14 protein-coding genes are annotated in these 13971 nt (G+C 54.6%); 5 read left to right on the top strand and 9 right to left on the bottom strand.

The annotated features are described in order from the left end of the window. The first annotated feature begins 136 nt into the window (after window positions 1-136). The 4 genes from hemC to K7H09_RS22670 are packed head-to-tail and all read left to right on the top strand — an operon-like array spanning window position 137 to window position 4632. Window positions 137-1081, top strand: coding sequence for a hydroxymethylbilane synthase (gene hemC / locus K7H09_RS22685; protein ID WP_009286232.1), 945 nt, complete (start codon window positions 137-139; stop codon window positions 1079-1081). Continuing rightward, window positions 1078-1857 carry a uroporphyrinogen-III synthase gene (locus K7H09_RS22680; RefSeq protein WP_022521217.1) on the top strand — a complete coding sequence of 260 codons (780 nt, stop codon included), beginning with the start codon at window positions 1078-1080 and terminating at the stop codon, window positions 1855-1857. The genes hemC and K7H09_RS22680 overlap by 4 nt, the downstream gene beginning before the upstream one ends. A 13-nt stretch (window positions 1858-1870) precedes the next feature. Continuing rightward, window positions 1871-3358 carry a uroporphyrinogen-III C-methyltransferase gene (locus tag K7H09_RS22675; protein WP_022521216.1) on the top strand — a complete coding sequence of 496 codons (1488 nt, stop codon included), beginning with the start codon at window positions 1871-1873 and terminating at the stop codon, window positions 3356-3358. Next, window positions 3355-4632, top strand: coding sequence for a heme biosynthesis HemY N-terminal domain-containing protein (locus K7H09_RS22670; protein ID WP_022521215.1), 1278 nt, complete (start codon window positions 3355-3357; stop codon window positions 4630-4632). Before K7H09_RS22675 ends, K7H09_RS22670 begins: the two co-directional genes overlap by 4 nt. Window positions 4633-4692: 60 nt before the next feature. Here the strand turns inward: K7H09_RS22670 and mscL are convergent, their stop codons facing one another. Together mscL and K7H09_RS22660 are read right to left on the bottom strand one after the other, a co-directional pair. Then, window positions 4693-5220 (bottom strand): large-conductance mechanosensitive channel protein MscL, encoded by a 528-nt coding sequence (gene mscL / locus K7H09_RS22665; RefSeq protein WP_022521214.1) that lies wholly within the window; start codon window positions 5218-5220, stop codon window positions 4693-4695. A 149-nt stretch (window positions 5221-5369) separates the two neighbouring features. Next, entirely contained in the window at window positions 5370-5813 is a 444-nt protein-coding gene (locus K7H09_RS22660; RefSeq protein WP_022521213.1) for a universal stress protein, read from the bottom strand. A gap of 209 nt (window positions 5814-6022) precedes the next feature. Here K7H09_RS22660 and K7H09_RS22655 point away from each other — a divergent pair, with 209 nt between their 5' ends. Next, window positions 6023-6925: a LysR family transcriptional regulator gene (locus K7H09_RS22655; protein WP_022521212.1), complete on the top strand. Its 903-nt coding sequence runs from the start codon at window positions 6023-6025 to the stop codon at window positions 6923-6925. A gap of 18 nt (window positions 6926-6943) precedes the next feature. Here the strand turns inward: K7H09_RS22655 and K7H09_RS22650 are convergent, their stop codons facing one another. The 7 genes from K7H09_RS22650 to K7H09_RS22620 form a co-directional block, all read right to left on the bottom strand. After that, on the bottom strand, window positions 6944-7747 hold the full coding sequence (locus K7H09_RS22650; RefSeq protein WP_022521211.1) for a universal stress protein: 804 nt from the start codon (window positions 7745-7747) through the stop codon (window positions 6944-6946). A gap of 28 nt (window positions 7748-7775) precedes the next feature. Next, window positions 7776-9002, bottom strand: a complete 1227-nt coding sequence (locus tag K7H09_RS22645) for a benzoate/H(+) symporter BenE family transporter (protein WP_022521210.1) — start codon at window positions 9000-9002, stop codon at window positions 7776-7778. A 79-nt stretch (window positions 9003-9081) separates the two neighbouring features. Beyond that, a complete protein-coding gene (locus K7H09_RS22640; RefSeq protein ID WP_022521209.1) occupies window positions 9082-9813 on the bottom strand; it encodes an ABC transporter ATP-binding protein in 732 nt (243 codons plus the stop codon). Then, complete coding sequence (locus K7H09_RS22635) at window positions 9810-10577, bottom strand: ABC transporter ATP-binding protein (RefSeq protein ID WP_022521208.1); 768 nt, start codon at window positions 10575-10577, stop codon at window positions 9810-9812. The genes K7H09_RS22640 and K7H09_RS22635 overlap by 4 nt, the downstream gene beginning before the upstream one ends. Window positions 10578-10580: 3 nt before the next feature. Beyond that, on the bottom strand, window positions 10581-11639 hold the full coding sequence (locus K7H09_RS22630) for a branched-chain amino acid ABC transporter permease (protein WP_022521207.1): 1059 nt from the start codon (window positions 11637-11639) through the stop codon (window positions 10581-10583). Between the two features lie 12 nt (window positions 11640-11651). Further along, window positions 11652-12512, bottom strand: coding sequence for a branched-chain amino acid ABC transporter permease (locus K7H09_RS22625; protein ID WP_022521206.1), 861 nt, complete (start codon window positions 12510-12512; stop codon window positions 11652-11654). 65 nt (window positions 12513-12577) lie between these two features. After that, window positions 12578-13750 (bottom strand): ABC transporter substrate-binding protein, encoded by a 1173-nt coding sequence (locus K7H09_RS22620; protein ID WP_022521205.1) that lies wholly within the window; start codon window positions 13748-13750, stop codon window positions 12578-12580. Window positions 13751-13971: the final 221 nt, after the last annotated feature.

Genomic DNA, 13971 nt, shown 5'->3' with positions numbered 1-13971 from the left:
ACAATTTCCTAGGGGGACGGATAAAGCACGTTACGGGAGCATAATCAGTTCCGTTATTTTTACTGTGGCGCTCGGTGCTTTATGATGACACTTATCATAGCTTGACTCGCCGTGTCTGCGGTATAGGGAGAATAACGTGCTATCAATCACCAAACTGCGCATTGCCACGCGTAAAAGCCAACTGGCCATGTGGCAGGCTGAGTACGTTCGTGACCGCTTAATGGCGGCTCACAGCGGCCTTGAGGTCGAGCTTGTAGCTCTGTCTACCAAGGGCGACAAAATTCTCGATACACCGCTTTCAAAAATTGGCGGTAAAGGGCTGTTCGTTAAAGAGCTGGAAGACGCCATGCTCGATGGCCGTGCCGATATTGCCGTCCACTCGATGAAAGATGTACCCATGCTCTTCCCCGAAGGGCTGGGCCTATCGGTCATCCTAGAGGGGGCCGACCCTACCGATGCGTTTGTATCCAACCACTACTCTAGCATTGATGAGCTTCCCGAAGGGGCACGAATTGGCACCGCCAGCTTACGCCGTGGCCTGCAGATGCGTGAAGCCCGCCCCGACCTGCAAATTCTCAACTTGCGCGGCAACGTACAAACGCGGCTAGGTAAATTAGACGCGGGAGAATTTGACGCCATCATCCTGGCGACCTCGGGCCTTAAGCGGTTGGGCTTGGATGAGCGGATTGCCCAAGCACTGCCGCCGGAGGTGTGCCTGCCCGCCTGCGGCCAAGGAGCCCTAGGCATTGAGTGCCGCCTGCATGACCCCGAGCTGATTGCCTTGCTAGCCCCGCTGGATGACGCGGACACCGCGACGCGTGTGCGCGCCGAACGGGCCATGAACACGCGCTTAGAGGGCGGCTGCCAAGTGCCTATTGCGGGCCACGCGGTGCTGGATATTGAAAATGAAACCCTTTGGCTACGCGGCTTAGTGGGCAACCCAGAGGGCACCGAAGTGCTTCGCGCCGAAGGCCGTGGCTCGATGCATGAGCCCGAAGCGCTGGGCATTCGTATTGCCGAAGAGCTGCTCGACCAAGGCGCTGGCGATATTCTGGCTGAGGTTTACGGCCGCGCCATATGAGCCAACCGGTACTGATCTGCCGCCCTGGCGAGCGAGGTGAAGCACTGGCTGCTGCTCTGCGCGAGCGAGGCGAGAGCGTTGAATCACTCAACGTGATGCAACTCGAAGCCTTACCAGAAACCCCTGAAATGCGGCGTATCTGGCTGGATATTGATCAGTACCATAAGATAATAGTCATCAGCCCCTTTGCGGCCACTTGCTTAAGTGAAGCGCTGGATCGCTTCTGGCCACAGCTGCCCATTGGCATTGACTACTACAGCGTTGGCAGCGCCACCGCGGCAACGCTTTATGATCAGTTGGGCGTACGTGTGCATGTGCCTGCGCCCAGTGCAGGTGAAGATACCAGCGAAGCACTGCTTGCGCTTGCCTCGCTTCAACAGTTAGGGCACCAGCGTATTCTACTGGTGGCGGGAGAAGGTGGCCGCCCGCTGCTCGCTGAAACGCTTGCTGAGCGGGGCGCGCAGGTGACTCGCGTAGCGGTGTATCGACGCACGTTTCACCCCCTTGAACCCGCTCTGCAAACGCGCCTTTGTTCAGGTAATTACCGGGCGTTGATCGTCACCAGCAGCGAACTGCTGGAACATCTGGCAAAATGGTGCAATCAGGCGGCCTTGAACCAACCGCTAATCGTTTCCAGTCGCCGTTTGGCTACACTGGCTGGCATACTGGGTTTTTGTGACCTCAAGGTGGCGTCCGGAGCTACGCCAGCTGCGTTGATAGCGGCGTTGGAGACCTGCGACCCACAGGGTGCCGATGTCGATCAAGGAACTTACTAAGGGCTAGCGACACATGAGCAAACAAGTAAACGATCAGGACGATGTACAACCGACGTCCTCCGATGCCTCTCAAGGCGTCCCTAAAACGACCGACAAAGCAGCTTCCACGACCGACGCGACTGAGCCCAGCAAGCCGAACACGCCGCCGAGCTCAACAACACCTGCTCAGAGTGGCGCTAAAAATAGCCGGTCGCGGCGGCGTGGAAAGGGCTCGCCCACTGCGGGTTCAACCGCTGCTACCAGCACGGCTAAATCGGCAGATACCACATCCAGCAACGCAGCCTCACCTTCCCAGAGTGCCGCTCAACCCAGCCCATCTTCCTCAAGCGGGTCGGCTTCTAGTTCGCCATCGTCAAGCGCCGCCTCGTCAAAGCCGACCAGCGGCAAGTCATCGGCGGGCACTACGCCACCCACCGGCCACAAAGGCAGCGGTAACGGCCAAAGCGATGGGGGCAAAAGCGGAGGCAGTAAAAGCGGCGGCCTCGCAATTGCCCTGGTGATTATCCTGGCAATTGCCTTGGCATTTGTCGCCTGGCAGGGCTGGCAGCGCCTGGAGAGCCAGCAGCAGCGCCTCGACGAAGTCGCACAGCAGGCTGAGGGGAGCGCCTCACAGCAAACGGTTAGCGACCTCGAGTCACGCCTTGATAGCGGCGAAGCCGAGCGCGATGAAGCGCTGCAAAGCACACTGGGTGACCTGCGTGATGAATTTGACAGCTACCGCAGCGACGTCGATGAGACCCTGGGCCAAGTGCTGGATCAGCTCTCTCAAGAGCAGGACACCGACGAGCGCGAGTGGCTGCATGCCGAAGCAGCCTACTTGCTGCGTCTGGCCAATCAGCGTTTACAGCTGGAAGGCGACGTTGATGGCGCAGCTGCGCTGCTGCGTACCGCCGATGCGCGCCTAGTAGATGCTGACAACCCGGCGTTGACGCCCGTACGCGCAGCGATCGCCAATGAGCTAGCCGCTCTGGATGCCGTGCCCCAGGTTGACCGTACAGGCCTCTACTTAGCGCTCAATGCCCAGCAGGAACGTATCTCCTCTCTGCGACTCTCTCAAGAAATTGAGGAGCAAGCGGTAACCTCCAGCATCGAGCAGCCGCCGACCGGCACTTTCCAGCGCCAGCTGGCACGCTTCGGTGAAGAGCTCAAAGACCTGGTGGTGGTTCGCCATCACGATGAAGCGCTGGAAGCGCTGATTACCCCAGAGCAAGAGTCTTACCTACGCCAAAGTCTACGCTTAGTGCTGGAGCAGACGCAGTTGGCCCTGCTCAACGAAGAGAAAGAGCTTTATGACGCCAGCATCGACAAAGCGCTACAGCTGCTGAACGACTACTACGACACCACTCGTGAAGAGACCCAAAGCGTTATTACGCGCCTTCAAGAGCTCAAGGAAGCAGAGGTAAAACCCGAGCTGCCCGATATCAGCGCTTCACAGCAGGAGCTCGCACGCTTTATCGACAACCGCTATAAGACGCGTGGCCAAAGCGGAGGTGATTCATGAGAAAGCTTGTTCTCCTCATTGTCGCAGGCCTCGCCGTCGGGGCCCTGTTTGGGCACCTGATGATGTCGGTGCCCGGCTATTGGCTAATCCGCGTGGGCGACTCATCCATCCAGACATCGTTTTGGTTTGGTCTGGTGCTGCTGTTTGCCGCCTTTATCGTCCTACACTTTGTACTGCGTTTGCTCAGCGGCATTATTCGCCCTATGGGGCGTTTTCGTAGCTGGAACAGCCGCGCACGTAACCGTCGCGCCATGCAGCGCACCGTGCGTGGCCTGGTAGCACTGACCGAAGGGCGCTGGAAAAAAGCCGAAAAAACCCTGGTTAATGCCGCCGATGATTCCAGCACACCGCTGGTCAACTACCTATCCGCAGCGCTGGCGGCCCATTACCAGGGCCACCACGTGAAATCCCAGGAGCACCTGAATCAGGCGCAGCTAACCACCGACGGAGCCGATACGGCCGTTGGCTTGATGCAGGCGCAAATGATGATTGAGCGTCAGCAGCCGGAAGAAGCGCTGGCGATTCTTAATCGCCTGGATAAGAAGCTCTCCAACCACCCGCAGGTGCTCAAGCTACTCAAACAGGTGCATTTAAGCGTCAACGATTGGGAAGGCTTACGGCGTTTGATTCCACGCTTGGCGGCGCAGAAGCTCATTACCCAGCAAGAGCGTGAGCAGTTGGAGTTTAAAGCCTACCGCGAGCTGATCGTGTTTGAAGCGCAAAACCCCACCAACATTGAGCGGGTGCGTGGCCTTTGGGCTGATATGCCCGACTACCTGCGCGGCAACACCGAGCTGATCGTGCTGTACAGCGAAGCGCTGATTCAAGCCAACGAAGAGCCCATTGCCGAGCGCTTGCTCAACCACTCGCTGGATCACCACTGGGACGCACGCTTGGTAAAACGCTACGGCCTGCTGAATGTGAACGCCGGTCGCCAACTAGTTAAAGCCGAGAAGTGGCTGCAGGAGCGCCCCAACGACCCCGAGCTGCTGCTCGCCTGCGGTCGCCTCTCGCTGCGCACCGGCCAGTGGCAAAAGGCGTTGGAGTACTTTGAAGCCAGCCAGCGGCAGCGCCCCAATGGCGAAGTTTGCGCTGAACTTGCACGTCTCTATGCAAGCCTTGGCGAGCATAATAAGAGCCAGCTCTACTATCGCCACAGCGTCGAAATGCTGGCCAAATCGCTGCCATCGCTGCCGCAACCCAGCGATGCTAACGACAGCAAAAAGCCCGGCAGTAAGCAAAAAGACAGCAAAACCATTAAGAAAAGCGCCTAGGGTTGCTGCTGGTATAACGTGAAAGGGCGCCTCTTCAGCAGTGGCGCCCTTTTTAGTGGCTCAAGGTTTTGCGGGTGGCATTTGCGGTGGCGCAGAGGTAACTTCAACCGGCGTTTCAGCCTCCGCTGGCTGATCCAACATTGCTGTACAGTGGCCACAGCGCGTGGCTTTGATCGGCACCACCATCAAACAGTAAGGGCACGGCTGCTCCGTAGGGTTCGCAGGCGCTACCGCCTCTTCGCGCTTTAATCGGTTAATGGTGCGTACCAATAAGAAGACCACGAAGGCGACAATCATAAAGCTGACCACCGCATTGATAAAAAGCCCGAGGTTTAGCGTTACCGCCCCTGCCGCCTGGGCATCCGCCAGCGTCGCATAAGGGCCGCCCACCGCCCCTTGGCGTAACACTACAAACAGATTGGAAAAATCCACACCGCCCACCAACAAGCCAATCAGCGGGTTCATCACATCCGCCACCAGGCTCTGCACAATCAGCGTAAACGCCCCACCGATAATGATCCCCACCGCCATATCGACGACGTTGCCTTTTACCGCAAACTCTCGGAATTCCTGGAAGAATTTTGCCATGTTCAAACGTCCTAACGTCTCATTTTAGCCAATACCCTAGGTTATAGCGTCTTGCTAAAAGCATGGGCTAGGGTGTGTTAGACGGCAAGTAAATTTATTCAGGTTGAAAACCATATCGGGAGAGGTGGGGCAGATATCGACGTTGCTTTTTATTGACTCACCGTAATCACAGGACACTTGGCTGAATGGCCCACTTTGTGCGATACGCTGCCAATCACCACCCCCGCCAAGTCGCTTAACCCTCGGCTTCCCATCACAATGGTATCGATATTATTGGCGTTGGCAGCCTCTATAATGATGCGGGCTGGGTCACCTTGCGTCAGCAACTCTTCAATGTGCTTAGCGCCCTCTGCCTGCGCGGAACTCACCGCCTGGGCCAGTAGCTGTTCACCCACCTTCTCGCGTTCAGCAAGCGTAGTGCCTGCATCAATAGCACCAATGCCCCACACCAGTGTGGTCGTATAGGCAAGCGTTTCAGGTACATGTAATAAGTAGAGTGTTGAGCCTTCTCTATCCAGCAGCTTACAAGCCACCTTCAAAGCTTGTTTAGCGCTCTCAGAGCCGTCGACAGGAACTAAAATCCGCGCATACATGACTGGTTTATCCCTCTTTTATTCTGCCGCTCATTACTAAAGTCGTAGTCGATATTTCGCTTTTAAACGTTTAAATGCTGGTAGCGTTGTAGCGCTTGGTTAAGCTGGTTTAAACGTTGTCTGAATTCGTGAAGAGCATCGCCAGCTTGGTAGCAACCGAATGGCAAAGCCAATATTGTTTAAGTAGCCGCTCATACCTTGGAGGTATCATGGAACTACGCCACCTGAGATACTTCTGCGTTGTCGCTGAAGAGCTTAACTTTACCTGTGCGGCTGAACGATTGCATATGTCTCAACCACCTCTTTCCCGCCAAATCAAACAATTAGAACAAGAGGTGGGAGCTGAGCTGTTTGAACGAAGCTCTAGAGGCTTGCGTCTAACACCTTCAGGTGTGTTTTTTCAGCAGCACGCTCTGCAGATATTAGAGAAAGTAGAAGTCACCATCGACGCCACTCGACACATGGCGCGTAGCAAGCGTGCGCTGTTCGGCATTGGCTTCGTACCGTCCGTTTTTTACGGGCAGCTCCCAATGCTCGTGCGTGATTTGCGCCGCATGGATAATGTCGAGCTCTCCCTGGCAGAGCTTACGACGGTACAACAAATTCAGGCGCTCAAAGCGGGTCGCATCGACATGGGCTTCGGGCGTTTACGTATTGATGACCCCGACGTAGAGCAGGAGATTCTCTTCGATGAACCATTGATTGCCGCCCTTTCGAGCGGTCATCCACTAGAGGGCACTACCCCTTCCTGCGAGGAGCTTGCCCGCTATCCACTCATTCTCTTTCCCGCTAAGCCACGCCCTAGCCTAGCAGATATGGTGCTGGGTATTTTCCGCCGCCAAGGCTTGAAGGTAGAGGTAGTACAGGAAGCAAACGAGGTTCAGACGGCGCTCAGCCTTGTCGCCTCAGGTATTGGCATTACGCTGGTTCCTGAACAGGTTAAGCGCGTTCGACGGGATGGCATTTGCTATGTGCCATTGGCCGATAAGTCAATTACATCACCCGTTATCTGCAGCCGTCGGCGGGGCGAAAAACCCTACCCGCTAATGCAGGAAGCCAATGCTATTTTAGAAGTACTCGTTGAAAATCGCCGCTCTGGGCGCTACCCATAGTTGCAGCAAGCCAGTGACTCAAGGTCGCAGAACAACCACAGGGCAAGAAGCTTCATGCAGCACCTCATGGCTGACACTGCCTGCCACCACCTGCGAAAGGCCACTGCGGCCATGGGTTGTCATTGCGAGCATTATATTATGGCTATCAGCCAGGTAACTGACGATAGAGTCCGCGGGGTCGCCATGAAGCACCTCCCAGTCAACTTCTAATGCTTGCTCACTCTCGACACGGCGCGCCAGCGCGTTTAGATAGGCTGACTCCATCACATCAGTATGGCCTAACGCTGTTGATTTTCTGGCGACGGAGGTATCCATCACTTGCAGCAGTTGCAAACGAGCCCCCAAACGCTTCGATAAAGCTGCTACATGAGGCAAAATTTGCTCGGATAGCTTAGACCCATCGACACAAACGGCTAACACATCGACCTGCTGGTGAGCACGACTGTCATAACGTGGGCCACACAAATAAACTGGGCGGTGGGCTCGGCGAACAACTCCCGCCGTTACGCTACCTATTAGCATTTCTGACACGGGCCGCCGACCGTGCGCCATCATGCATAGACCGCTACTTTCTTGGCTGGCAAGATCACCGAGATACTCCTTGGCACTGTCATGTGCAACCACATCGAGTGTTACCGCCTCCAGATGATGAGCCGCAATTCGCGCCTGTAACGTAGAGCGCCGCGCTGCTATATCGCCCTGCATCGGCACCACTGAGATAACGTTTACATCCGCTCCCAATTGCGCCGCAAATATCTGGCCAAATGCCAAAGCACGTAAGGAGTCTTCACTATCATCCATCGCCACAAAGATCTTTTGCATGATTACACTCCGGCTACCACTACAGTAGCTACTGTTGTTTTTGAGTTTTCTGGTCAAGCGAGCGAAAGCGTCGATGCAGTAGGTTGTAGGCAAGTGCCCCAACGATTACCCCCCAAAAGGCAGAACCCAGTCCTAAAAAACTGACTCCCGACGCTGTAGCAATGAACGTAATGACGGAGGCTTCCAGGTGGTTCTTTTCGGCAGCAAACGCACTAATGTTGCTGGAAATAGCACCAATCAACGCTAGGCCCGCAAGTACCGCCACAAACTCCCCCGGCAACGAGGTGAATAGAGACACAATAGTGCCCGCAAAGATGCCACCAATCAGGTAGAAAGCCCCGTTCGCTACCCCCGCTACATAGCGCTTGCCAGGATCTTCGTGAGCTTCCTTACTGGTACAGATTGCCGCGGTAATCGCTGCGATCACCGTGGTAATACCCCCAAAAAAGGCAGTAAAAAAAGAAGTTAAACTCGCCACGGTTACAATTGGCTTGGCCGCCGTGTTATATCCGGAACTTCGCATGATCGCCATGCCCGGCAGAAACTGACCGGTGAGACTGACGAGTACCAGCGGGATGGCAAGGCTCAAGGTAGCATTCCAGGTCCACTCTGGGCGGATAAACTGTGGTTCGGCAAGCTGGACTGAAACGCCTTCTAAACTTGCACCTTCTAAAAAGACAGCCAACATGACGCCAACCACTAATAGCAGCACCAGACTGTAGCGGGGAGTGAACCGCTTAAAGACGAGATAAGCGATAATCATACCAATCGCCAGTGCTGGCACGCTCTCCAATGAGACGAAGACGCCCACACCAAACTGGAAGAGAATGCCCGCCATCATCGCGCTAGCAATGCCTGGTGGAATCATCTGAATAATTCGGTCAAAGGAGCCCGTAACACCGATCACAAAAATGATCACAGCTGCAGTCAAATAGGCCCCCACCGCTTCATTGAGTGACAGCCCTGGGAACAGGGTCACTAATAGTGCCGTGCCAGGCGCTGACCAAGCGGTCACTACCGGCACCTTCAGCCATAGACTTAACAAAATACCCGAGACTGCTGCACCGATAGAAATGGCCCAGACCCACGATGTCATCATCGCATTCGATATTTCAGCACTTTGGGCCGCCTGGAAAAAGATGGCGAGAGGACCGGAATAAGAGACCAGCACTGCCACAAATCCAGCTGCGATCGCCGGAATCGACATCAATAGGTCTTTTTGAGATAGCTTTTGCAATTGCTTGTGAAATTGCATGCAACACACTTCCCCGTGTCAGTATATTTAACGAGTAGCCAACGTCTCTTCTGGCAAGCATCTGCTTGCCGGAGCTGTATCACGCAACGCCGAGGTGGGTTTCAAGAATTGAAGGATTATCTTTTAGGCCCTGAGAATCACCGCTATAGACCACTTCCCCCTTGACCAGTAGCAGGTGTTTTTCTGCTATCTTCAGAAGGTTATCGATATTTTTATCGACGATAATGGTAGAAATGCCGGTCGCTTTGATCTCACCTATAATCTTCCAAATCTCATCGCGAATCAGCGGTGCAAGACCTTCGGTCGCTTCATCAAGGATCATCAGATCGGGGTTGGTCGTCAGCGCGCGTCCAATAGAAAGCATCTGCTGTTCGCCGCCTGAGAGAAAGGAGCCATCATGATTGATACGTTGGCCCAACCGCGGGAACGTATCCAGAACGCGCTCTAGCGTCCACGGAGACTCCCCCCGCTCATTAGGACGTGCAGCCATAATCAAATGCTCACGCACACTGACGCCTGGAAAAATACCGCGCCCCTCCGGCACGTAGCCGATCCCTTGGCGAATCAGTTGCCAGGGGCGCCGCTTGGTAGCCGAGACACCCTTAATAAACACCTCGCCGCGCCGCGGTGGGACAAACCCCAGTATCGACTTCAACGTAGTTGTCTTGCCCATACCGTTGCGGCCCAGCAGACTCAGCGTCTCACCAGGCATCAGGGTCAAATCCACCCCATGCAAAATATGGCTCTCACCGTAGTAAGTGTGTAGCCCCCGGGCATCTATTAATGGCGTATTGGTTTGCTCTGCGCTCATGCGGTTGCCCCCTCTTCATGACGCCCCAGGTAGACATCGCGTACCTTTTCGCTGGTGCGTATCTGCTCTGTCGGGCCACTCTCCAACACACAGCCATCGACCATGACGGTAATGCGATCAGCCAAGCGGAAGACCGAGTCCATATCGTGCTCAATCAACACCAGCGTGTAGCGATCCGTTAGGCTGGCGAGCAGTTCGGTGACTTGAGCAGTCTCTTCACGCCCCATTCCCGCCATTGGCTCATCAAGTAGCATCAGCGTCGGCGCCGTCGCCAATACCATCGCGATCTGCAACTGGCGCTGTTCGCCATAGCTCATATCTGATGCGGTTGTATTAGCGCGGTGGTTCAATTGGCAGGTATCCAGCACCTCCTGAGCGCGTTCGCTTACCTGCCGCGCGGTTTGGCGCGAACGCCAACTGCCAAACACGCCGCCCATATGAATACGCGCCGCCAGTTCACAGTTCTGCAGGCAACTCAGGCGTGGGAATATATTGGTTTTCTGGTGGCTGCGGCCAATGCCCATGCGGGCGATCTGGCGCGCGCTTTTACCCTGGATCGGCTGACCGCGATAGAGCACCTGGCCTTCAGAAGGGGGGATCTCGCCAGAGAGCAGATTGATTAGCGTACTTTTACCCGCGCCATTAGGACCCAAAATAGCGTGGATTTCATTAGATTTAACGTCAAAATCAACGTCGTTGACTGCCACTAAACCACCAAATCGGCGAGTCAACCCATGCGTGGCTAAAATGACTTCATCGCGCATAGCTTAGCCCTCCTTATTGTGGGTAATGGGTTGAACGGAGGGAGACACTTTGGGATTTTCGACGGTTTTAGTCGTCGTTTGAGGCTTGCTTTTCCAGGGCGGCGCTACAATCAAGCCCGCAATCCCGCGAGGAAGCACCAGTACGGCAACGATAATGGTCAGCCCCATGAGTATCGGCCAGTGCGTCGTGGCATGCTCGTAAACATAGAGCAAAATTTCGTAGGCGAAAGCGCCTAAAATGGGGCCAAAGATGGTGCCCATGCCGCCTAAAATCAGCATCATCAGCACTTCGCCAGAGGTGTGCCAGCCCAGCTGAGCCGGATTAGCGAAGCCGTACTGCATCGCCGCTAACATGCCAGCAATCGCTGCCATAACCCCAGCGATAACAAAGGCAACCAGTTTATAGCCGCTGGTGGCATAGCCTAAGGCCTGCATTCGGTGCTCGTTGTCATGAATACCGTCGAGCACTTGACCAAAGTAGGAGCGAGTGAGCCAGCGTAGAAAGAAGTAGCCGAGAAGCAGCATCCCTAAACAGAAGTAAAAGAAGCTGTAAGGGTTATCAAGATCTACCAGCGTACGCTCCCCTAATGCCAAACTCGGTCGGAACATAATAAAAACACCATCGGTTCCTCCCGCAAACTGGGATGTACTAATGAAGTAGTAAAGCATCTGGCCAAATGCCAGCGTTGTCATGATGAAGAAGATGCCTTTAGTGCGGATCACTAGCACACCGACGATTAACGCGACACAGGCTGAGACGCCCATAACAAGTGGCAGCATCCACCACATTGACGCTGGACTAAAATCAGGGCTGGCTAACGCTAGAGTGTAGGCCCCCAAACCGAAGAAGAGCGCATGCCCCAGACTGACTAAGCCCACAATGCCTACCAGCAGATCCAGACTCATGGCAAACAGGGCCAGAATCAGCATCAGGGTCAGTTTCTCCAACATGAAGTTGGCCTGATTACCGAATACCGCTTCTCCCCAGAGAGGAAAAGCAGCCACCAACGCCGTTAATACCAGCATGATGAACGCAACGCGCTTGGGATATCTATGTAACATTTCTTACTCTCCTCACGCGAAAAGACCGCGCGGTTTCACCAGCAATACCGCCGCCATAATCAGGTAGATCACCATGCTGGCAAGGCTAGGGATGAGTACCGCCCCAAAAGTGGTGGCCATGCCAATAATGATGGCGCCCCAAAAGGCTCCTTTAATGGAACCAATACCGCCGATGACGACGACGACAAAGCAAGTGATGAGAATGCTATCGCCCATGCCTGGCGCGATAGAGGTGAGCGGTGCGGCGATCATTCCCGCAAAGGCAGTGAGCGCAACACCCACGCTGAAAATCAGCGTAAACAGGGTACGGACATTGATTCCCAGCCCTTCAACCATGTCGCGATTAACCGCGCCGGCGCGGATGATGATGCCCAGCCGCGTATGCCGCATCACCCAATAGATCACCCCAGCCAATGCCAGGCAGACGCCCATCACAAAGAGGCGGTACACCGAGTACTGCAAGTTATCAGTCAACTGAATACTGGCATCGAACGGTGCAGGCACCGCAACACGATGCACATCGCCCCCCCAAATAATCCGCTGTGCTTCGTTGAGCACTAAAATCAGACCGAAGGTTAGCAATACTTGATATAGGTGATCGCGCTTGTAGAGCGTATCCAGAAACAGCCGCTCAATAATAAGTCCCAATGCAATAGCGATAGGAATAGCCACCAGAATAGCCAGCCAAAAATTACCCAAGCGCAGGGTAAGGTCGTAAACCAAATAGGCACCAATCATATACATAGCGCCGTGGGCCAGATTGATGATGCCCATGATGCCGAAAATCAACGTCAAACCGCTGGCAATCAAAAAAAGCAGCAAGCCGTACTGCAGACCGTTAAGGAGCTGTACGCTGAAAAATGCGAGATCCATAAGATCCCTCCGAGAATCTGAGTGAGGGGCGAGCCATGCCCGCCCCAGAATGCATACCGATGTGGTTACATCTGACAGGCATCATCGGGTACTTCTAGATTCTCATAAGCCATACGTAAGACTTCGTGCTTACCGTCGCGAATCTCGCGTAGATAAACATTTTGAATGGGGTGGTGGGAGTCTGAGAAGCTCAAGGGCCCCCGTGGACTCGCCAAATGGACGTTGGCCAATACCTCAATCAAGCGCTCCTGATTTGAGGTATCGCCACCCAGTACTGAAAGCGCCTGAACCAGCATCATGCCTGTGTCATACCCCTGTACCGCGTAGGTATCCGGCAGTTCACCGTAGGCATTTTCGTAGGCTGAAACGAAGGCCTGGTTGGCATCATTTTCGAGGGTTTCGGCGTAGTGCAGCGTGGTCATAACGCCTTCTCCGGCATCGCCCAGGGCCTCTAAATTACCCTCAGTAAGGAAGCCAGAACCATAAAGAGGGATCGACTCTTTGAGCCCTGCTGCAGCGTAATCGGTAACGAAGCTAACACCGCCGCCGCCAGCAAAGAAGGTGTAGACAGCATCCGGCTCAAGACTGGCAATTTGCGTCAAATAACTCTGAAACTCAGTACTGGGAAACGGAACTAAAATCTGCTCGATAATCTCACCGCCCTCAGCGGTAAACGCCTCCTCGAAACCGGCCAGATCCTCTTTGCCGCCCGCGTAGTCCCAGGTAATAGTGACAATCTTACGATGACCTTGCTCATAGGCCACTTTGCCCATGGGGTAGCTGTCTTGCCACATACTGAAGGAAGTGCGGAAGACGTTAGGCATGCACAGCTCATTAGTAGCGGCACCCAGCCCCGCGTTGGGAATGATCGTAATCGCACCCGTCTGCTTAGCCACGCGCAGCATGCCCATGGCAACGCCGGAGTGTACGGGCCCAATGACGAAGTCAACACCGTCTCCATTAACTAGACGACTCATGTTCTGAGGTGCTTTGGAGGGGTCAGCCTCTGAATCAAGCTCAACGTACTCCACATCACGACCGCCTAGCTGACCGCCCTCTTGTTCAATGGCAAGCTTTAGGCCGTTAGTAATGGCTTCTCCAAGTGCCGTATAGGTACCTGAGTAAGGGAGCATCAAACCGAGCTTCACCGGATCTTCATTGGCGATGGCACTGCCTGCTGACAGCATGGCAGTAGCGCTTAGAAGCGTGGCAAGAGAGGTCTTTTTAAATGTTTTCATTATATTTTCACCAGGGTTGAGTTGTTGTTGGTGGTTCTTGGGTGGTTATTAGCAAGATGTGTACCGCAGTAAGTGACGTCCCTGTCTTATCTCTTTCGATTACACGTGGTATACGTCGATAACTTGATGGATATAGTCGTTATTCAGCTGCACGACTTTTCTTGTGATCAGTGGGGTCTCGCCCGACACATCCAGGGTGTAGAAGCACGTGCCGAAGAAGC

Source organism: Halomonas sp. IOP_14, from assembly GCF_021021315.1.
Classification (GTDB): Bacteria; Pseudomonadota; Gammaproteobacteria; order Pseudomonadales; family Halomonadaceae; genus Vreelandella; species Vreelandella titanicae.
The sequence above is the reverse complement of the archived record's forward strand: the minus strand, read 5'-3'. Positions and strand labels throughout refer to the sequence as shown.

What these genes read in the sequence shown, in the direction of transcription:
- K7H09_RS22680 (WP_022521217.1), top strand. Translation starts at nt 1,078, where the DNA reads ATGAGCCAACCGGTACTGATCTGCCGCCCTGGCGAGCGAGGTGAAGCA.
- K7H09_RS22675 (WP_022521216.1), top strand. Translation starts at nt 1,871, where the DNA reads ATGAGCAAACAAGTAAACGATCAGGACGATGTACAACCGACGTCCTCC.
- K7H09_RS22670 (WP_022521215.1), top strand. Translation starts at nt 3,355, where the DNA reads ATGAGAAAGCTTGTTCTCCTCATTGTCGCAGGCCTCGCCGTCGGGGCC.
- mscL (WP_022521214.1), bottom strand. Translation starts at nt 5,220, where the DNA reads ATGGCAAAATTCTTCCAGGAATTCCGAGAGTTTGCGGTAAAAGGCAAC.
- K7H09_RS22660 (WP_022521213.1), bottom strand. Translation starts at nt 5,813, where the DNA reads ATGTATGCGCGGATTTTAGTTCCTGTCGACGGCTCTGAGAGCGCTAAA.
- K7H09_RS22655 (WP_022521212.1), top strand. Translation starts at nt 6,023, where the DNA reads ATGGAACTACGCCACCTGAGATACTTCTGCGTTGTCGCTGAAGAGCTT.
- K7H09_RS22650 (WP_022521211.1), bottom strand. Translation starts at nt 7,747, where the DNA reads ATGCAAAAGATCTTTGTGGCGATGGATGATAGTGAAGACTCCTTACGT.
- K7H09_RS22645 (WP_022521210.1), bottom strand. Translation starts at nt 9,002, where the DNA reads ATGCAATTTCACAAGCAATTGCAAAAGCTATCTCAAAAAGACCTATTG.
- K7H09_RS22640 (WP_022521209.1), bottom strand. Translation starts at nt 9,813, where the DNA reads ATGAGCGCAGAGCAAACCAATACGCCATTAATAGATGCCCGGGGGCTA.
- K7H09_RS22635 (WP_022521208.1), bottom strand. Translation starts at nt 10,577, where the DNA reads ATGCGCGATGAAGTCATTTTAGCCACGCATGGGTTGACTCGCCGATTT.
- K7H09_RS22630 (WP_022521207.1), bottom strand. Translation starts at nt 11,639, where the DNA reads ATGTTACATAGATATCCCAAGCGCGTTGCGTTCATCATGCTGGTATTA.
- K7H09_RS22625 (WP_022521206.1), bottom strand. Translation starts at nt 12,512, where the DNA reads ATGGATCTCGCATTTTTCAGCGTACAGCTCCTTAACGGTCTGCAGTAC.
- K7H09_RS22620 (WP_022521205.1), bottom strand. Translation starts at nt 13,750, where the DNA reads ATGAAAACATTTAAAAAGACCTCTCTTGCCACGCTTCTAAGCGCTACT.